This is a genomic window from Pseudomonas sp. FA117 (assembly GCF_057370475.1).
Genome location: NZ_CM170675.1, coordinates 1988702 through 2007415 on the forward strand (window position 1 = coordinate 1988702; position 18714 = coordinate 2007415).

Sequence of the window (18714 nt, forward strand, 5' to 3'; positions counted from 1 at the left end):
GGCTATGTGCCTGGGTTAGACTGACGATCCTAACGCAGCGTTCCTCGATGCCCTAATCCTCATTGCCCGAGCACCCCACGTTGAAAGCCGTCCGCCTGACCCTGATCAGCCATGCCCTGACCCACGCCCAGAAAACCGGGCGCTTCGCGCTTGCCGACGACAGCGTACTGGCCGATGCCGCGCCGCTGCCGGCTGCCCCGCAGGGTGTGCAGGTGCTCAGTGCACCTGAGTTGCGCGCTCGTCAGACGGCTGCCTGGCTTGCCCGCGATGTACGCATCGAGACGGCGTTGGCCGACTGCGACATGGGAGGCTGGCAGGGGCTTGCGCTCAAGCAGTTGCAGCGCGAACAGCGCGAAGCGTTGGCCTGGTGGCAACTGGACGTGGACGCCGCTCCTCACCGTGGAGAGCCCTTCAGCGCACTGCATCGGCGCGTGGCGGATTGGCTGGAGGCGTTCGACACACCCGGCGACTGGTGGGCGGTCACGCACCCCATGGTGATGCGCGCCGTGATGCTCGAAGTGCTTGGCAGTTCGCTCGGGGCACACCGGTGCATCGATGTGCCGCCGTGCTCACGGCTCGAACTCAGCCGAACCGAGGTCTGGCGCCTGCGCCTGGGCGCGGCCTGAGGGGCAGGCTCAGAATGCCAGCTTGTAGCCGATCAACAGCAGCATGCCGGCCAGGCAAGGGCGCAGTACGCGATCGGAGATGCGCCCGGTGAGGTGGCTGCCCAGGTAGATGCCCGGCAGCGACCCCAACAGCAGGTAGCCGAGCAATGACCAGTCCATGTTGCCCATGCCGGCGTGGCCCAGGCCGGCGACCAGGGTCAGCGGCACGGCGTGGGCGATCTCGGTGCCGACCAGGCGGCGGGTGACCAGGAACGGGTAGAGCAGGAACAGCGCCACGGTGCCCAGGGCGCCGGCGCCGATGGAGGTCAGGGTGACCATCACCCCGAGCACCACGCCGGTGGCCACGGTGAGGATGTTCAGGCTGCGGTCGCTGAGGTGGTAGTGGTCGCCCGCATGCTTGCTGGCGAAGGCCTGCAGGCGCGACTTGAACAGGATCGCCAGGGCGGTGAGGATCAGCACGACCGCCAGGCCCTGCTTGATGATGGCGTTGAGCGCCGAGGTGTCGGCGTGCAGGGTGCTGAGGAACCACAGGGTCAGCGCGGCCGCAGGCACACTGCCCAGGCTCAGCCAGCCGGTGATCTTCCAGTCGATGTTCTTGTTGCGGGCGTGCACCCAGACGCCACTGGCCTTGGTGATGGCGGCATAGAGCAGGTCGGTGCCCACGGCAGTGGCCGGGTTGATGCCGAACCACAGCAGGATCGGAGTCATCAGCGAACCGCCGCCGACGCCGGTCATGCCGACGATGAAACCCACGACCAGTCCGGCAATGGTGAAACCGAAAGAACCTACATCCATACGCTACTCAATCTGCCCGCTGGCCCGTTGTCGGATGCGAGCAGGATATAGATTGTTCTTTATAGCCAAATAGAATTGTTCGTTATTAGATTATAACGCAGCGGCGCCACAGGTCTCGTGTAGGAGCGGGCTTGCCCGCGAAAAGAACACCGCGGAGCATGGCACCGGCTGCGCCGGTGATCGCGGGGCAAGCCCGCTCCCACAGGGGATTGGGCTGACCTTTAGATTTTGAACAAGACAGTTACTCCCACAGGGATTGAGCTGGCTGTCAGATTTTGAACAAGACAGTTGCTCCTGCAGGTGCAGTGAAGCGGTTTCAGATCCTGAAACTGCCCACCAGCTGTTTCAGGCGTCCGGCCTGCTGGCTGAGGGCATCGCAGTGGCGCAGGGTTTCGTTGAGGTTCTGCACCCCTTGCTGGTTCAGTGCGTTGATCTGGGTGATGTCCAGGTTCAGGCTCTCGACCACCGCGCTCTGTTCCTCGGTCGCCGTGGCCACCGATTGGTTCATGCCATCGATCTCGCCGATGCGCACGGTCACGCTGGCCAGGCGCTCGCCGGCCTGGTTGGCCACCTGCACGGTCTGTTCGCTGGACACCTGGCTGGCATTCATGGTGTGCACCGCTTCGCGCGAGCCGACCTGCAGGCTGGTGATCATGCGGTGGATCTCCTCGGCCGACTCCTGGGTACGGTGTGCCAGGTTGCGCACCTCATCGGCCACCACGGCGAAACCACGCCCGGCTTCACCGGCACGCGCGGCCTCGATGGCGGCGTTGAGCGCCAGCAGGTTGGTCTGCTGCGAGATGCCCTTGATCACATCGAGGATCTTGCCGATTTCATCGGTGCTGGCGTTGAGGGTTTCGATCTGCTCGCACGACTCGCTGATCTTCTGCGACAGCGCGGTCATGGCGCTGATCGCATCCTCCACCACCTGGCGCCCGTCGTTGGCCTGGTCGCTGGCGCCGCTGGCGTGTTGCGAGGCGTCGGCGGCGTTGCGCGCGATCTCCTGGGTGGCAGCGCCCAGCTCGTTGATCGCCGCCGCCACGCTGTTGGTGCGCAGGCTCTGTTCCTCGGAGCCGTTGATCGAGGCATTGGAGGCGCTCATCACCTGCTCGGAAAGGTCGTGCACCAGTCGCGTGGCCGAAGCCACTTCGCTGATCGAGGCATGGATACGCTCGACGAAGCGGTTGAAGGCGGTGGCCAGCTCGCCGAACTCGTCCTTGTTCTGCACCTGCAGGCGGCGGGTCAGGTCGCCTTCGCCTTCGGCGATGTCGTGCATGGCGCGGCCCATGGTGGTCAGCGGGCGCATCAGCAGCGGAATCAGCAGGCCGAGCACGCCGGCGATGGCAGCCACGGCGATGAGCATGGCGACGATGGCCGAGCTGCGGAACTGGCCGAGCGCGGCGTAGGCTTTGTCCTTGTCGATGGACAGGCCGATGTACCACTGCGCCGACGGCAGCCCTTTGACCTGGGTGAAGGAGACGATCCGCTCCTCACCCCCGAGGGTCACGTCCTGCATGCCCGGTTCAACGCGCAGGCCGCTGTCGGGGTAGAGGTCCTTGAGGTTCTTCATCAGCTGGCCCTTGTCGGGGCTGACGATCACCTGGCCTTCGCGATCGACCAGGAAGGCATGGCCGATGCCGCCGAAGTCCACGGCATTGATGATGTCGACCAGGCTGTCCAGGCTCAGGTCACCGCCGACCACGCCCAGCAGTTCGCCATTGCTGCGCGCCTTGACCGGGATGGCGATGGTCACCACCAGACCGCCGACCGACGCCTGGTAGGGCGGCGTCAGCAGGGTCTGGTTGGCGCTGACGGCGGCGCTGTACCAGGGCCGTTTGCGCGGGTCGTAGCCTTCGGGCATCTGCGCATCGGGGCGCTGGGTGAACAGGCCGGTGTTCTGGCCGAAGTAGGTGAACTGGAAGTTGCTGGTGTAGGAGGGCTGGTCGACCAGGCCGGCGACGTGGTTGCCGGTGCCTTGCTGGGCGATGTCCTGGGCGAGGTTTTCCAGGACCAGGATGCGCCCGCCCATCCAGTTCTGCACGCTGCTGGCGGTGAGCGCACCGGCCTGCTGCACGGAGGATTCGATGTTCTGGCGGATGGTATTGCGTTGCAGGTAGTCGTTGTAGAGGGTGAACAATGCGAATGCCAGGACCACGACACCGCAGGCGCTGAGAAGGATCTTGTGGCGGAACTTCAGGTTCATGTTTCGAGACCTTGAGCCGTATGCTGGGGAGGCCACCCGGTGCTTGTGGCGCCGGGCGATACCTGTCGGCATCGATATCGACCTGCAGGTCAAAAGGTTGAGCGCTGGCTTCAACCTGCCGACGGACGGTCATGGCCGGCTGCCAGCAGCTCCACCAGTGCCCGCGCTGCCTGCCCCAGTGGCTGCTGCCTGAGCCACAGCAGGTGCACGGGCAGTTGCAGTTCGTTGCGGGTATTGCGAAACGCCAGGCGGACCAGCCGACCGGCTTCCACCAACGCGGCCACCCGCGTCGCCGGCAGGTCGCCCCAGCCCAGGCCGGCTTCGACCATCTGCAAGGCCAGGTCGACGCTGTCGGTGCGCCAGTGTGCGGTGCCGATCAGCGAACGGGTGTCGCTCAGCGGTAAATCGCGGCTGTGCACCAGGATCTGGCGGATGTTGACCAGGTCTTCGAGGTCGCGGATGCGTCCCTGGCGCAAGGCCGGATGGCTGGGCGACAGGGTCGCTACCAGCGATTCGCTGCCCAGGTGCTGGAAGCTGCGCCGCGGATCGACCTGCAGCCCGGCGAAGGCCAGGCACAGTCCGGCGCGGCCGCTGTCGAGCAGGTGCAGGGCATCTTCCTGCGGCGCACTGAGCAACTCGATGTCCAGCAATGGGTAGCGCTCGCCCAGGCGGGCGATGGCCGCCAGCAGCGGGCGAGGGTCGATGTCCGGCACCACGGCGATCGTGAGGCTGCTTTCCAGCCCGCGTGACAGCTCCAGGGCATGCACCTGCAATAACCCGAGTTGCTCGGCGATCAGCCGCGCATGGGGCTCCAGCGCTCGGGCCCGGTCGGTGGCTCGCACTTCGCGCGCGCCGCGCTCGAACAAGGGGTAGCCGAGTTCCGCCTCGAGGTTGCCGATGGCCATGCTGACCGCCGACGGCACACGGCCCAGCACGCGTGCGGCCGCCGAGAACGAGCCGCGGTCGAGCACGGCGAGAAACAGCTGGATGTTGTCGCTGGAAAAGTTCATGCAGGCCTCCTTTCAGTCAATCTGAAAGGTGCTGACTTTTTCTGTCAAGAATATTGATTCATCCTCGCCGCCTTCATTCATGGGTAGCCGAGGTATTCACGGTGCAGGGTGTCAAACGCAAACTGGTCTATGTGACCTTCTATGAACTGATCGGATTGGCCATGTCGACCCTGGGCCTGGCCTATCTGTCCGACACCCAGGCTTCGCACACCGGGCCGCTGGCCGTGATGATCACCACCATCGCCATGCTCTGGAACCTGATCTACAACAGCCTGTTCGAACGCTGGGAAAGCCGTCAGGCCAAGCGCGGGCGCAGCCTGGCGCGCCGGGTGGGGCATGCTGTGGGCTTCCAGCTGACCTTGGTCGTGTATCTGATCCCGCTGATCGCCTGGTGGCTGGACATGAGCCTGGTCGAGGCGTTCGTGGTCGACCTGGCGTTCATCCTGCTGGTGCCGTGCTACACCTTCGTCTACAACTGGGCGTTCGACCGCCTCTTTGGCCTGCCGGCTTCGGCCATGGTCCCGGCCTGAACGCAGGTACAGGCTTCAGGGCAATGAAAAGGGGCCGCAGTGCGGCCCCTCCTGGTGCTGGGAAAGCATGTTTCAGCCCTCGCGTCTGAGGTGCAGCAGGGGATAGGGGTCGCCCTGTCCATCGACTTCGCTGCGCCCGGTCTGGATGAATCCCTGCTTGAGGTAGAACCCCACCGCTTGCGGGTTCTGTTCGTTGACGTCGACTTCGCGTACCCCAAGCCCGGTGACAGCCTCGGCCAGCAAGGCCTTGCCGATGCCCTGGCCGCGGCTGGCCGGGTCGACGAACAGCATCTCCAGCTTGCCGTCGTGTACCCCGGCGAAGCCATGGATCTTGCCGTGTGCGTCGTACCAGGCGCGCAACTGGACGAAGCCCAGGTACTGGTCGCGCACCAGCGGACGCAGGCGTTCGATGTAACCTTCGGGAAGAAAATCGTGCGTCGCCCGCACCGACGCTTCCCACAGTTCGGTCAGGCGCTCGAACTGTTCTGCGCCCACTGGCGCGATGGTGTGTTGCATAAGGCCTCCTGGCGTGTGATGTGCCGGGCGCATGGTAAGGCGCCCGGCAACCCTTGGCCAGCGAGGCCTCAGCTCGGCCAGCAGGACTGGCGGATCACGCTGCAGAAGTTGCCAGGATGGAAGCCCGGTTCCTTGTCGGCGATGACGTCGCCCTTGACGTTGCCGAAGGTGGTCTGCGGCTTGTGGCGGATACCGTCGTAGAAGGCCTGGATGATTGCTTCCTTGAACTGCTCGCCGCGTGGGTGAGCCTGGACCACGGCGTCGCGCTCGGCAGTGCTCAGGCCTTCATGGTGCAGGCCGAGCACGTCGGTCTCGACCCCGGCGGTGACCAGTGCGATCAGCGGGTGCATGAACTCGGGAATGCCCGGTGTGGTGTGCAGGGCGATGGCGGTCCAGACGCGCTCGATGTCGCGTTCGGCGATGCTGTGGCTCTTGAGGAAATCGCGCGCGGCGTTGGCGCCGTCGACCTCGAAGCGGCAGCAGTCGCTGCTGTGCTGATGGGTCAGGCCCATGTCGTGGAACATGCAGCCGCAGTACAGCAGTTCGCTGTCGAACTTCAGGCCCAGGCGCTTGCCGGCCAGGGCGGCGAAGTAGAACACCCGGCTGGAATGGTGGAACAGCAGCGGCGAGGCCGTGTCGCGGACCAGTTCGGTGATCTCGCGGGCCATGGCGCTGTCGGGTACCTGGATACCGGCGATGGAGGTGGACATGGGTGACTCCTGGGGTGGTGTGGATGATGGAGCCAGTGTGTCGGGGAGAGGGTTTGTCCTCAATTGACGTTATACGCCATATTCTGCCATTGTCGGTCTGCGACAGACATGACCTGCGCGGGAGGCAGGCTGGGGTTTTATGCTGGTGCCACCAGCCTTTTCGCGGACATGCCGCAGCGGCAAACCGCCGCTTCCACAGGATCTCCAGATGCCTCCACTGACCCTTGCCATCCTTGCCATGCCCGGCGTCCAGTTGCTCGACGCCAGCGGCCCGCTCGATGTCTTCGCCGAAGCCAACCGCCAGGCCGGTCGTGAGGTCTATCGGCTGCGCCTGCTGGCCTGTGAGCCTGGCCCGCTGGTCAGTTCGTCCGGCGCGCGGCTGCTGCCGGATGGTTGGATCGGCGACAGCCACGAGGCCATCGACACCCTGCTGATTGCCGGTACGCCCCAGGCCGCCAGCCAGCATCTGCGCAGTGGCATTCTCGACTGGCTGCGCGGGCGCGCGGCCAGTTGCCGACGCTATGGGTCGGTCTGCACCGGCGCCTTCGCCCTGGCCGCTGCCGGCCTGCTCGATGGCCGGCGCATCACCACCCACTGGGCGGTTGCCGAGGCCTTGGCCGAGCGCTATCCCCAGGTGCAGGTCGATGCGGATGCGATCCAGGTCCACGACGGCAAGGTGCGTACTGCGGCGGGTGTGACTTCGGGGCTGGACCTGGCGTTGAGCCTGGTGGAAGAGGACCTGGGCCGGGAGGTGGCCAAGCAGGTGGCCGGGCAGTTGGTGATGTACTTCAAGCGCCCAGGCGGGCAGTTGCAGTTCAGCCGCCAGGGGGCTTCGTCACCGGTCGGCCGTTCGGTGCTGCAGGGGTTGCAGCGCTATGTGGCGGCCAACCCGGCGGAGGATCACAGCATCGCCAGCCTGGCGCAGCGGGCCGGGCTCAGCCCGCGGCACTTCGCCCGGCTGTTCCAGGCCGATGTGGGCATGACCCCGGCGGCCTGGGTGGAGCTGGCACGGGTCAATGCCGCACGCGAACGCCTCGAAGGCGGCCGCGAGCCACCCAAGCAGGTGGCGGCGCTCTGTGGTTTTGCCAATGTCGACACCCTGCGCCGTGCTTTCGTGCGCCATGTCGGGGTGACCCCGGCCGACTACCGCAAACGTTACGTGCGCACGCTCTGATCGAGGTCGAGCTTGGCTTCGAGGCGGTCCAGGTGCTGGTGCATCAGTTCCAGCGCCGCGCGGCTGTCGCCTTTTTCCACCGCATCGATGATCGCGGCGTGTTCCTCCCAGGCGCAGTGCTCGCAGCAGGGCGCTTCGTAGCGGGCGATGATCAGCGAGGTCATCGGTACCAGGCCGTTGAGAAAGCGCGCCAGCGGTGCGTTGTTGGCCATCTGCGCAAGTTTCAGGTGGAATTCGCCGCCCAGGCGGATCGCTGTGCAGCGTTCGCCGCGCTCGTGGTGCAGGCGCTCGCGTTCCACCAGCTGGCGCAACTGACGAATCTGCCCTGGGCGGGCGCGCTGGGTGGCCAGGCCGATCAGCGTGGTTTCGGCCAGGCGCCGGGCACTGAGCACCTGGCGCGCCTGTTGCGGATCGGGCGCGGCCAGGTGTGCGGTGTGGCTGGGGCGCTGCACCACCACCTGCTGGTCGGCCAGGCGCCCGAGCACCCGGCGGATCACTGTGCGGCTGACGCCGAAGGCATTGCCCAGGGCCTGCTCGGGCAGGGCGCTGCCCGGTGGCAGGCGCTGTTCGAGGATGGCATCGAACAGGCGCGGGTAGACCTGATCTGCGCCCAGGCGACCTTCACCGGTCTTGATCAGCTGGGGCAGGCGCGGTTCGGCGTGGGCGAAGGCGGTCATGGTCGCTCTCCTGTGGTGAAAAAAAGCAGGGTCAAGGCTGCGGGGCCGGATGGTCGTCCGGGATGTTCAGTTCGATGCCCATGCGCTGGCCCTCGGCGAGGATGTGCCGGCGCATCTGGGCACTGGCCTGGGCGCTGTTGCGCGACCGGATGGCGCGCACCACCGCCTCGTTTTCCTCGAGCCGTGCGGCCAGGTGTTCGGGGGAGTCGCGCAACATCGCGGCGCTTTGCTTGAGGGCGTTGCCGGTCTGTTGCACCACGCTCTGGAAGATCGGGTTGGTGGTCAGTGCGAACAAGGCCTCGTGGAAGGCGATGTAGGCGGCCACACCTGCCTCGCTGTCGCTGGCGTCGACGGCTTCGCGCAGGTCCATCAGGGTCAGGCGCAACTGGCCGATGTCCTGGTTGCCTGCCGATTGCGCGACCAGGCCGGCGATGAAGGGTTCGAGGGTGTAGCGCAGTTCCAGCACGTCGGCCAGGCTGGCGGCGCCGACGCTGTCGGCGCTGGGTACCAGGCTGGCATCGGCTTCCAGTACCAGCACGCCCTTGCCGGGCATCGAGCGTACCAGCCCGAGGGTTTCCAGGACGGTCACCGCTTCGCGCAGGCTGGGGCGGCTGATGCCCAGTTGTTCGGCGAGCTCGCGTTGGCCGGGCAGCATTTCGCCGCTACGCCATTGGCCACGGGCCAGGGCCTTGCGCAGTTTTTCCACCACGGAGTTGACGACGGTCGATGAGCTGATCACGGTTCGCTCCCTGATTGAAGCCTGTGTCTTGCGGCCAGTGGGCCGGCGCCTGGCGCCGGCCCCGGCGCGGTCAGAATTCCTGCTGATGGGCCTGGCCCGGCTTGCGTGGCGCCGGGGCGAAGCCCGGTTTGCCGGCCAGCACGTTGTTGGCGCGTTCCATGTCGATATCCTTCTCCCAACGGGCGATGGCCACGGTGGCGACACAGTTGCCGATCAGGTTGGTCAGCGCCCGGCCAATGCCCATGAACCAGTCCACGGCCAGCACCAGCACCAGGCCGACCACCGGGATCGCCGGTACCGCGGTCAGGGTCGCGGCGAGGATCACCAGCGCCGAACCGGGAATGCCGTGGGCACCCTTGGAGGTGACCAGCGACACCAGCAGGATGGTCAGCAGGTCGGTCATCGCCAGTGGCGTGCCGGTGGCGTTGGCGATGAACACGATGGCCAGGGTCAGGTAGATCGAGAAGCCGTCGAGGTTGAACGAGTAACCGGTGGGAATCACCAGGCCGACGGTGGAGCTGCCGATGCCCAGGTGTTCGAGCTTGCGCATCACCTGTGGCAGCACCGCGTCGGAGGAGGCCGTGCCCAGGACGATGGTCAGTTCCTCGCGCAGGTACTTGATGAACGGAATCAGCTTGAGCCCGGAAACCCGCATCACCGTGCCCAGGACCAGCAGCACGAAGCCTGCGCAGGTGATGTAGAACAGCGCCACCAGACCGCCCAGGTGCTGCAGCGATTCCAGGCCGTACTTGCTGGTGGTGAAGGCGATGGCGCCGAACACGCCGATCGGGGCCAGGCGCACGATCATGCCCATGATGCGGAAGATCACGTGGCTCAGTTCGTTGATCAGGCGCGAGATGCCCGAGGCCGACTCCCCCACCAGGTTCAGCGCGCTGCCGAACAGCACGGCGAACAGCAGGACCTGGAGGATGTTGTTGTCGGCGAAGGCACCGATCACCGAGGTCGGGATCAGCTCCATGAAGAACGCCGTGGCGCCGTGGATGTGTGCGCCGCGATCGGCCAGGGCGCCGGCATCGGCGGTGGAGAGCTGGTCGAGGTGGATGTTGGCACCTTGGCCGATGCCGGTGGAGAAGGCCAGCACCAGGCCGATGACCAGGGCGATGGTGGTGAGGATTTCGAAGTAGATCACCGACTTCAGGCCGATGCGCCCGACCTTCTTCAGGTCGCCCGCGCCGGAGATGCCGCTGACCACGACGCAGAACACGATGATGCCGATGAGCATCTTGATCAGCTTGATGAAGCCGTCGCCCAGGGGTTTGAGTTGCAGGGAAACTTCGGGAAAGCTCAGACCGCAGATGACGCCCAGGGCGAGGCCCAGGACAACTTGGAGGAAGATCGAACGCGAGCACCATTTGAGCATGGGAGGGATCTCTGATTCGGTGTCCCTGCTTCGATGCACCGCCGCAGAAGGCGGGGCGAAAGAGCGCGGGACTTAATTATTGTGGTCTTACCGGTTTGTCCAGTGCGGGATGAATGTAAGCGCGAATTTCAGAAGATGGCAAGGCTTTTTGGACTTACCGGTCTGACCAGTTGGCGAGTCATCGGGCGCAGGGGCTCTGGTGCAAACGTTGGCGCAGGGAAGAGGGCGAGGCGCAGGCGGGCACTATGAAGGGGCCGCCAGGCGGCCCGCAGAGGTCGTTCAGGCTTGTGGTGCGAGGCTCTTGACCGCGGCCAGTTCCGGGTGCGCCACCAGCTTGTCGATGTGCAGTTCGTCGTCGTTCATCCAGGCCTCGGTGAGCACCCGGTAGTGCTCCATGTCGCGACAGCGCATGCGCAGGCTGTAGTCGAAATGGCCGCTGATCAGCTGGCATTCGTAGACCTGCGGGCAGGCCCGCACGGTCGCTTCGAAGGCACGCTGGGCCGAGCGTCCGCTCTGGTTGGACAAGGCCACCAGCACCAGCAGCGACAGGCCGGGCGACACTTGCTGCAGGTCGATGATCGCGCCATAGCCGCGGATCACGCCACGTCGCTCCAGCTTGCGCACCCGCTCCAGGCACGGCCTGGGGGTGAGGTGCACGAGGGTCGAGAGCTTCTCGTAGGTGATCCTGCCGTGATGGCGCAGCACATCGATGATCGCTTCATCGATGCGGTCCAGCGGCGGGTGGGCGGGTGAACGGGTGGCCTTGCTATCCATACGGCGTGACTTCACTTCAAACGGTTTGAGAGAAACTGTTGCAGGCGCGGGCTCTGCGGATGATCGAGGATGTCGGCGCTGCCACGCTCCTCGACCAATCCCTGGTGCAGGAACAGCACCTGGCTGGACACCTGGCGGGCAAAGCCCATCTCGTGGGTGACCATGAGCATGGTACGTCCTTCCTCGGCAAGCGTCTGTATCACCTTGAGCACCTCGCCGACCAGTTCCGGGTCGAGCGCCGAAGTCGGTTCGTCGAACAGGATGATCTCCGGCTCCATGGCCAGCGCACGGGCGATCGCCACCCGCTGTTGCTGGCCGCCGGAGAGAAACGAGGGGTACTGTTCGGCAACGCGTGCGGGCAGGCCGACCTTGTCCAGGTAGGTGCGTGCCCGCGCCTGGGCTTCGGCGGCGCTGATGCCCAGCACCTTGCGTGGCGCCAGGCAGATGTTTTCCAGCACGGTCAGGTGGCTCCACAGGTTGAAATGCTGGAACACCATCGCCAGGCGCGTGCGCAGGTTCTGCAGTTGCGCCGCTGGCGGCGTGCGCGTGCCGGGGCTGACCTGCAGGGTCTGGTCGTCGAGGGTGATGCTGCCGGCATCGGGCTGTTCGAGGAAGTTGATGCAGCGCAGGAAAGTGCTCTTGCCCGAGCCGCTGGCGCCGATCAGGCTGATCACGTCGCCCTTGCGCGCCTGCAGCGATACCCCCTTGAGCACCTGGTGCTCGCCGTAGTGCTTGTGCAGGCCGTCGACGCTGAGCTTGATCGTGCTCGCATGGGCCTGGGCGCGGGGCGCGTGTTCGAAGTTCAAAGGCAGTGCGGTGGCAGTCATGGGATCAGCCTCGTACGGGATCAAGGAAGCGCATCCAGCGGCGCTCGGCGAGTCGGAACAGGCCGACCAGGGCGAAGGACAGCAGCATGTACAGCAGCGCAGCCACGCCGAAGGCCTGGAAGGTGAGGAAGGTCGCAGCGTTGGCGTCGCGCGCCACCTTGAGGATGTCGGCGACGGTTGCGGTGAAGGCCAGCGAGGTGGCATGCAGCATCAGGATCAGTTCGTTGCTGTAGGCCGGCAGCGCGCGGCGCAGGGCGGCCGGCAGGACCAGGAACAGGTTCAGCTTCCAGCTGCGCAGACCATAGGCCTGGGCTGCCTCGAGCTCGCCGGCCGGCAGGTTGCGGATCGCCCCGGCGAAGATTTCCACGGTGTAGGCGCAGGTGTTGAGCACGAACGCCAGCAGGGTGCAGTTGAGCGCGTTGCGGAAAAACTGGTCGAGCAGCGCGTGCTCGCGCACCACTTCCAGGCTGTAGAGGCCGGTGTAGCAGATCAGCAACTGGATATAGAGCGGTGTGCCGCGGAACACGAAGGTGTACAACTGCACCGGCAGGCGCAGCCAGGCGCGGCGCGAGACCCGGGCCAGGGCCAGGGGCAGCGAGAGCAGCAAGCCCAGGACCATGCTGGCCAGGAACAGCCACAGGGTCATGGCCAGGCCCGACAGGCCGCTGCCATCGTGGTACAGGTAGGCGATGCCGTATTGCTCGAGAAGGTCGATCATTGCGCCAGCCCTCGTACACCGGTGTTGTAGCGCCGCTCGAGGTGCCTGAGCAGACGGTTGGAAAGGCTGGTGATGAGCAGGTAGACCAGCCCGGCCAGGCACAGGAAGAACAGCATGTCGTTGGTGGTCTTGCCGGCGTTCTGCGCCGCCTTGACCAGGTCGGCAAGGCCGATGATCGACACCAGCGCAGTGGACTTGAGCAGCACCAACCAGTTGTTGCCCAGGCCCGGCAGGGCGAAGCGCATCAGTTGCGGGAACAGCACCAGGCGAAAACGCTGGGCGCGGCTCAGGCCATAGGCGGTAGCCGCCTCCAGCTGGCCAGCCGGCACGCTGAGAATGGCGCCGCGAAAGTTCTCGGTGAAGTACGCGCCGTAGATGAAGCCCAGGGTGAGTACGCCGGCACCGAACGGGTCGATTTCAACGTAGTCCCAGCCCAGGGCTTCGGTGAAGTCGTTGAGCCAGATCTGCATGCTGTAGAACAGCAGCAGGATCAGCACCAGGTCCGGGACGCTGCGGATCAACGTGGTGTAGAGGGTTGCCGGGATGCGCAGCAGCCTGGAGCGCGACAGCTTGGCGCTGGCGCCGAGCAGGCCGAGCAGCAGGCTGAGCAGCAACGACAGGAAGGCCAGCTTCAGGGTCATCCAGGTGCCTTGGGCCAGCAGCGGGCCGAAGCCTTGCAGGGAGAGCAAGTCGTTCATGGGAGGGGTCTCGTGCGACGGGATGCTTGGGGGTCGTCGGGTCGGCGCCGGGCTCTGCTGGCAGCGCCGACCGCGTCGATCACTCGTTGTAGATGTCCAGGTCGCCCACGTACTTCTTCTGGATTTCGGCGTAGGTGCCATCGGCGTGGATCGCCGCGATGCCCTTGTCGAGCAGGACCTTGAGCTCCGGGTCGGTCTTGCGCAGGCCCATGGCGATGTCCAGCGGCAGGCTCGGGTCCTTGATCGCCGGGCCACTCTTGAAGTCGGCGCCTTCAGGCCTGGAGAGGAAGTTCAGCTGTGCCTCGAGGCGGTCGGTGACGGTGGCGTCGAGTCGGCCGTTCTGCAGGTCGGCGTAGTTCTGGTCCTGCGACTGGTAGGCCTTGACCTGCGCACCCAGCGGCGTCAGCACGGCGCGGGCGTAGGCCTCCTGCAGCGAGCCCTGCAGCACCCCGACCTGCTTGCCCTTGAGCGATTCGGGGCGGTCGCCGAAGTCGGCGGACTTGCGCACCACCACTGCGGTGGGGCTGAGGAACAGGCGGTTGGTGAAGTCGATCTGCTTCAGGCGTGCCGGGGTGACCGCCATCGACGACATGATGGCGTCGAACTTGCGCGCCCGCAGTGCCGGGATCATGCCGTCGAACTCGTTGTGCACCCAGGTGCACTTGACCTGCAACTTGGCGCAGATGGCGTTGCCCAGCTCGATGTCGAAGCCCTGCAGGCTGCCGTCGGCCGCGACGGACTCGAAAGGTGGGTATTCGGGAAAGACGCCGAAGCGGATTTCGGTCCATTCCCTGGCCTGGACGGCAGTGGCACACAGCGAGAGCAGCAGGACGCCGAAGCGTTTTCGCATGGAGAGCATAGGTGAGGTCCCTGATGTTGTTATTGATTGCAGGACGGTGCAATGCGCAGGTCTGTCCGTGACTCGGGAGTCGGGCTCAGGATGCGCGAGACAGAGGGATTTTTTGTGTCGTTTGTGCAGGCGGCGGGGGCCGGATTCGGTCGTTGAGGGCAGGGTTGCGGCGGAATCGGCTGTCATGACATCGATTTACAGATGTGCGACAGCGGTTTCGGTGTTGGAGGCGAGGGGCGAGCCTGCCCCTCGCAGATGCCCGGGGGTTATTCCAGCGAGCGACCGGCGCGCCAGTAACCCATCAGCGTCAGGCTGTCGCGGGCCAGCCCGCGGTCCTTGATCAGGTGGCGGCGGATCTCCATCACCGTGGCCGACTCACCGGCGATCCAGGCGTGGAAGTCTCCGGCCTTGTCGCTGGCGAGTTCCCAGAGAATACGCTGGTCGACGTCGATCTCCTCGAGCCTGCCGGTCTTGCCGGTCGTCGCGCTCGGCAGCGTGGCCAGCTCGCGCACCGCATGCAGCATGCCCTGGCCATGCTCGCAGCCGAGCAGGTCGCGCGGCAGCCAGTGCAGCCGGGTGGCCGGGCCGTGGCGCAGGTCCAGGCAGTCGAGCTCCAGGGGCACTTCGATGAACGCTTCGACCGTCAGGTGCGGGCGGTTGTCGGCCAGCTGTTCGAGCACTCCGGTGATTGCCGGCAGGGCGGTTTCGTCGCCGACCAGCAGGATCTGTCGTACCCCGCGCGGCGGGTTCCATTCATAGCCGCCATGGTCGCCGCCGTAGGCCAGGTTCGGCGCCACCATCTGCAGCCGATCGCCTGGCCGGGCCTGGGTGGCCCAGGTCGAAGCGGGGCCGTTGAGGCCATGCAGGACGAAGTCCACATCCACCTCCCGCTGCTCGCGGCGCAGGGCGCGCAGGGTGTAGGTGCGCATGGGCGGCGTCTGTTGCGGCGGCAGGTCGCGGCGCGCCTGCTGCCATTTGTCGTGCCGGGGCAGTTGCGGCGGCTGTCCGTCGGGGGAGGGGAAGAACAGCTTGATGCGCTGGTCAGGCCCGACCGTGGTCATCTGCGCGATGTCGTCGCCGGTGAAGACGAAGCGGCACAGCGAAGGGCTCAGGGGCATCATGGCCTTGAGTTCGACATCGAACAGGCGGTAGGCGCTGGCCCGGTTCGGGCGGATCAGGCGCGAGAGCAGGGAGGTCATCGGCAGCCTCTGTCGGCAGGGGGTCTTGTGAAGGAACGAGCGTCGTCAACGCTGAATTAGCAGCGGTAAATTTTGCCCGGCAGCGTACGTTCTAGCTTGGATAGAGGCCGCAGCACGGCTGGAACGGAATAGAGGCGCAATGACCATTTCCCGACGAGGATTCATCGCAGGCCTGGCAGTGGCGGGGGCCGCGGGTACCGCCGCCTACTATGCGCACAAGGAACTGACCCACGACCCTGAAGACGATATCGTCACCCCGGGCGAGGCCAGCGTCGAGCTTGCCGACCTTGCCGGGCAGTTGCTCGCCGACCAGTTGCGCGGCGTCTGGGATATCCGTTTCGACGGGGTCGATGGCGGCCTGGAGGGCCTGGCGCATGACGGTGTCGAAGTGTTCTTCGACATCGCTACCAAGGGCCGTGGCCTGCGTGGCTTCGTCGATACCGGCGAGCGCCTGCGCGGTGATGGCCCGGTCGCCTATCGGGTGCTGGGCGATCTGGTCGGCGCCTCGTCGGCCCAGGTGCGCTGGCGCCTGATTGGCCAGGATGGCCGACCGACCTACGAGTGCGTGGCCAGCCTGGACGAGGTCTGGGGCGAGTTCGCCAACGCCGGCAGCGGCACCCTGAGCGGGCGCCTGCAGCGTCTGGATCGCCCGCTGACCCTGCCGGTGCAGGACAGCCGTTTCGTCGCGGTCAAGCGCCTGTTCCCGGAAGCCCGCGAGCGCCTGCCCTACACTCCTGCGATGCAGGCCTGGGTCATCAGCCCCGAGCACCGCCTGTTCCACCAGCTCTGGCACGCGACCCGCGACCAGTGGCACAAGATCCCCGAAGACAAGCGCAATGCCCTGCGCGGCCTTGGCTGGCAACCCGGGCCGCGCGATCACGAGCGCGATGCCCGGGGGCCGCGCAAGCACCGCAATGGCTCGGGCGTGGACTTTCTGTTCATGCACCGGCACATGCTCGGTACCGCGCGCGGGCTGCAGGAGCTGCCGTCCTGGCAGCACTTCCCGCTGCCCCAGCCCAATGTCGAATACGACCGCCAGGGCTTTGCCCGCTATTTCGACAACCATGACGGCTGCTGTGTGCCGCCGCCCTGGCAGGCAGCGGATGACGAGGACTATGGCCAGTGGGTCTCGGCGATCAAGGCCGGCGAGACCTTCTGCAGCAATTTCCAGGTCTGGGAATCGCAGTACCAGGACCCGCAGTACCTGTCGAAGCTGAGCCTGGGCGCCTTTGGTTCGGAAGTGGAGATGAACCTGCACGACTGGCTGCACATGTGCTGGGCGTCGGTGCCGCGCGACCCGTCGAATGGTGCGCCGGTGCCCTTTGCCCGCGAGCCCTCGGACTTCGCCGGGCGCTGGTTCGGGCGCGAGAACGATTTTCTCGGCGACCCGTTTTCCTCGCACGTACACCCGGTGTTCTGGGGGTTCCATGGCTGGATCGACGACCGCATCGAGGACTGGTACCGCGCCCACGAGCGCTATCACCCCGGCCAGGTACGACGCCTGGAGGTCAATGGCGTGAAATGGTTCGCGCCGGGCCCATGGGTGGAAGTCGCCGACCCCTGGCTGGGGCCGGACACCCACGGTTGCAGCACCACCCCCGGCATGCGTCCGGGCAAGACGGTGGAGATGGATGTCGAGGTGATGAAGCTTGCGCTGCGGATCACCTTCGGCGAGGAAGGCGGCATTGCCGACCTGCTGCGGCGCGTGCCACGTCGGCCCTGGTATGCACGCAACCTGTCGATGAAGAATATTCTTTCCTGAGCGACACCGCGTCGCGCTTTTCGCGGGTGAACCCGCTCCCACAGGATCCTCGCCAACCCTGAAGGCTGGGTTCAGCTGTGGGGGCGGGCTTGCCCGCGAAAGGCGCTACGGGTTCCGACGGTTTCTGCTCAAAGCCTCCACCCCCCGCCCAATGCCTTGTACAGCGCCACGCTGCCCTGCAGCCTGGCCAGGCGCAACTGCGCCTGCTGGTCTTCGGCCAGGTACAGGGTGCGCTGGGTCTCCAGCACCGTCAGCAGGGTCTCGGCACCTGAGGCGTAGCGCTGCTGGGCGAGGTCGAAGGCGATGCGCGCCTGCTCGACTTCCTCATCCTGCCACTGGCGCTGGCGGTCGACGCCATTGATCGCGTTCAGGGCTTTTTCCACGTCGGCAAAGCCGGCCACGATCTGCGTGCGGTAATCCTCCAGCAACTCCTCCTCGCGCGCCTTGGCCCTGTCACGCTCGGCACCGCGTCGGCCGCGGTCGAAAATCGGCGCGGTGAGGGCGGTGGTGAGGGTGTAGAACGGGCTGTCGAGCACGTGGCTGAAGGTTCGTGCGCCGCTGCCCAGGTCGGCGCCCAGCACCACTCGTGGCAACATGGCGGCGCGGGCCACCTGCACGTCGGCGCTGGCCGCCGCCAGGCGGGCCTCGGCGGCGGCAATGTCGGGGCGGCGGCTCAGCAGTTCGCTGGGGACACCGCTGCCGATGCCCGGCCAGCGCAGCCCGGAGATCGACTCCTGGCCGGTGCGCAGCGTCTGCACCGGGTCGCCGAGCAAGGTGGCGAGGGTGACGCGGTTATCCTGCCATTGTTGCTCCAGCAGCGGCAGCTGACGTTCCTGGGCGGCGACCAGGCTGCGTTGCTGGGCCAGCTCCAGGCGCGTCGCCGAGCCTGAAGTCTGCCGCGCTTCGACCAGGCGCAATACGCTGCGTGCGTTGTCCAGATTGAGGCGGGCGATGCGCAACTGTTCTTCCAGGGTCAGGCCCTGCAGGTAGCTGTCGGCGACGGCGCTGAACAGGGTCAGTTCGACCGTCTGGCGGTCGAAGCGGCTGGCCTGCAGGTTGCGCTGCGCGCTGTCGCGGGCGGCACGCAGGCCGCCCCAGAAATCGAGTTCGTAGCTGGCGCTCAGGCGCGTGGCGAACGCCGTGCTGGTGCGCTCGCTGCTGGTCGCGTCGAGCTGGTCGTTGCCGTCGCCGCGCAGCAGGCGCTGACGGCTGCCGTCCACGCCCAGTTGCACTTCCGGCAGCAACGGCGCTCCGGCAATCACGGCGCTGGCCTGGGCCTGGCGTACGCGCGCGGTGGCGGCGGCCAGGTCGTGGCTGTTGCTGCGCGCGCGTTCGATCAGGCGGTCCAGTTCGGCGCTGGAGAAGGCTTTCCACCAGGCGCTGTCCGGCAGCGCCCGGGTGGTGTCGCCGGCGCCTTGCCAGGCCGGCGGAGGGGTGATGTCGGCCTGCGGTGGGGGTGTGCTGTTGCAGGCGGCGAGGCAGAGGCTCAGGGTCAGCAGGCTGATGCGGCTTGGCAATGTCATGG

19 protein-coding genes and 1 pseudogene are annotated in these 18714 nt (G+C 66.2%); 4 read left to right on the forward strand and 16 right to left on the reverse strand.

From position 1 onward, the window contains the following. Positions 1–80: 80 nt before the first annotated feature. Positions 81–626: a histidine phosphatase family protein gene (locus AC1TXO_RS09275; protein WP_486406025.1), complete on the forward strand. Its 546-nt coding sequence runs from the start codon at positions 81–83 to the stop codon at positions 624–626. 9 nt (positions 627–635) lie between these two features. Here AC1TXO_RS09275 and AC1TXO_RS09280 read toward each other — a convergent pair whose 3' ends face one another. The 4 genes and pseudogenes from AC1TXO_RS09280 to AC1TXO_RS09295 all read right to left on the reverse strand — a co-directional run bounded on the left by AC1TXO_RS09280 (position 636) and on the right by AC1TXO_RS09295 (position 4634). After that, positions 636–1421 (reverse strand): sulfite exporter TauE/SafE family protein, encoded by a 786-nt coding sequence (locus AC1TXO_RS09280; protein ID WP_486406026.1) that lies wholly within the window; start codon positions 1419–1421, stop codon positions 636–638. Between the two features lie 316 nt (positions 1422–1737). Next, positions 1738–2523 carry a methyl-accepting chemotaxis protein gene (locus tag AC1TXO_RS09285; RefSeq protein ID WP_486406819.1) on the reverse strand — a complete coding sequence of 262 codons (786 nt, stop codon included), beginning with the start codon at positions 2521–2523 and terminating at the stop codon, positions 1738–1740. Positions 2524–2640: 117 nt separating this feature from the next. Further along, a pseudogene (locus AC1TXO_RS09290) lies at positions 2641–3696 on the reverse strand (cache domain-containing protein); the annotation flags it as partial. A 38-nt stretch (positions 3697–3734) separates the two neighbouring features. Further along, positions 3735–4634 (reverse strand): LysR family transcriptional regulator, encoded by a 900-nt coding sequence (locus AC1TXO_RS09295; RefSeq protein ID WP_486406027.1) that lies wholly within the window; start codon positions 4632–4634, stop codon positions 3735–3737. Positions 4635–4735: 101 nt separating this feature from the next. Between AC1TXO_RS09295 and AC1TXO_RS09300 the strand changes: the two genes are divergently transcribed. Continuing rightward, positions 4736–5164, forward strand: a complete 429-nt coding sequence (locus AC1TXO_RS09300) for a PACE efflux transporter (protein WP_486406028.1) — start codon at positions 4736–4738, stop codon at positions 5162–5164. A 72-nt stretch (positions 5165–5236) separates the two neighbouring features. On the opposite strand, the gene AC1TXO_RS09305 is transcribed toward AC1TXO_RS09300, so the two are convergent. Both AC1TXO_RS09305 and AC1TXO_RS09310 read right to left on the reverse strand, forming a co-directional pair. Next, positions 5237–5680: a GNAT family N-acetyltransferase gene (locus AC1TXO_RS09305; RefSeq protein WP_486406029.1), complete on the reverse strand. Its 444-nt coding sequence runs from the start codon at positions 5678–5680 to the stop codon at positions 5237–5239. A gap of 68 nt (positions 5681–5748) precedes the next feature. Further along, complete coding sequence (locus AC1TXO_RS09310; RefSeq protein WP_486406030.1) at positions 5749–6390, reverse strand: HD domain-containing protein; 642 nt, start codon at positions 6388–6390, stop codon at positions 5749–5751. A gap of 208 nt (positions 6391–6598) precedes the next feature. Between AC1TXO_RS09310 and AC1TXO_RS09315 the strand changes: the two genes are divergently transcribed. Then, on the forward strand, positions 6599–7564 hold the full coding sequence (locus tag AC1TXO_RS09315) for a GlxA family transcriptional regulator (protein ID WP_486406031.1): 966 nt from the start codon (positions 6599–6601) through the stop codon (positions 7562–7564). Here the strand turns inward: AC1TXO_RS09315 and AC1TXO_RS09320 are convergent. The 9 genes from AC1TXO_RS09320 to AC1TXO_RS09360 form a co-directional block, all read right to left on the reverse strand. Next, the gene (locus AC1TXO_RS09320; protein ID WP_486406032.1) at positions 7546–8241 is read right to left on the reverse strand and encodes a GntR family transcriptional regulator; all 696 of its coding nucleotides are present in this window, start codon (positions 8239–8241) and stop codon (positions 7546–7548) included. The two genes, AC1TXO_RS09315 and AC1TXO_RS09320, sit on opposite strands and share 19 nt — an antisense overlap. A 31-nt stretch (positions 8242–8272) precedes the next feature. Next, the gene (locus tag AC1TXO_RS09325) at positions 8273–8980 is read right to left on the reverse strand and encodes a FadR/GntR family transcriptional regulator (protein ID WP_486406033.1); all 708 of its coding nucleotides are present in this window, start codon (positions 8978–8980) and stop codon (positions 8273–8275) included. A gap of 70 nt (positions 8981–9050) precedes the next feature. Further along, complete coding sequence (locus tag AC1TXO_RS09330) at positions 9051–10361, reverse strand: C4-dicarboxylate transporter DctA (RefSeq protein ID WP_486406034.1); 1311 nt, start codon at positions 10359–10361, stop codon at positions 9051–9053. Positions 10362–10640: 279 nt separating this feature from the next. Beyond that, on the reverse strand, positions 10641–11135 hold the full coding sequence (locus AC1TXO_RS09335; RefSeq protein WP_486406035.1) for an Lrp/AsnC family transcriptional regulator: 495 nt from the start codon (positions 11133–11135) through the stop codon (positions 10641–10643). A gap of 11 nt (positions 11136–11146) precedes the next feature. Further along, positions 11147–11962: an ABC transporter ATP-binding protein gene (locus tag AC1TXO_RS09340; protein WP_486406036.1), complete on the reverse strand. Its 816-nt coding sequence runs from the start codon at positions 11960–11962 to the stop codon at positions 11147–11149. Positions 11963–11966: 4 nt separating this feature from the next. Further along, on the reverse strand, positions 11967–12680 hold the full coding sequence (gene hisM / locus AC1TXO_RS09345) for a histidine ABC transporter permease HisM (RefSeq protein ID WP_486406037.1): 714 nt from the start codon (positions 12678–12680) through the stop codon (positions 11967–11969). After that, complete coding sequence (locus AC1TXO_RS09350; protein WP_486406038.1) at positions 12677–13378, reverse strand: ABC transporter permease; 702 nt, start codon at positions 13376–13378, stop codon at positions 12677–12679. The genes hisM and AC1TXO_RS09350 overlap by 4 nt, the downstream gene beginning before the upstream one ends. A 79-nt stretch (positions 13379–13457) precedes the next feature. After that, positions 13458–14237, reverse strand: a complete 780-nt coding sequence (locus AC1TXO_RS09355) for an ABC transporter substrate-binding protein (protein ID WP_486406039.1) — start codon at positions 14235–14237, stop codon at positions 13458–13460. A 257-nt stretch (positions 14238–14494) separates the two neighbouring features. Further along, entirely contained in the window at positions 14495–15427 is a 933-nt protein-coding gene (locus tag AC1TXO_RS09360) for a siderophore-interacting protein (protein WP_486406040.1), read from the reverse strand. A gap of 139 nt (positions 15428–15566) precedes the next feature. Here AC1TXO_RS09360 and pvdP point away from each other — a divergent pair, with 139 nt between their 5' ends. After that, entirely contained in the window at positions 15567–17189 is a 1623-nt protein-coding gene (gene pvdP, locus AC1TXO_RS09365; RefSeq protein WP_486406041.1) for a pyoverdine maturation tyrosinase PvdP, read from the forward strand. A gap of 128 nt (positions 17190–17317) precedes the next feature. Here pvdP and AC1TXO_RS09370 read toward each other — a convergent pair whose 3' ends face one another. After that, positions 17318–18712 carry an efflux transporter outer membrane subunit gene (locus tag AC1TXO_RS09370; RefSeq protein ID WP_486406042.1) on the reverse strand — a complete coding sequence of 465 codons (1395 nt, stop codon included), beginning with the start codon at positions 18710–18712 and terminating at the stop codon, positions 17318–17320. Positions 18713–18714 lie beyond the last annotated feature (2 nt).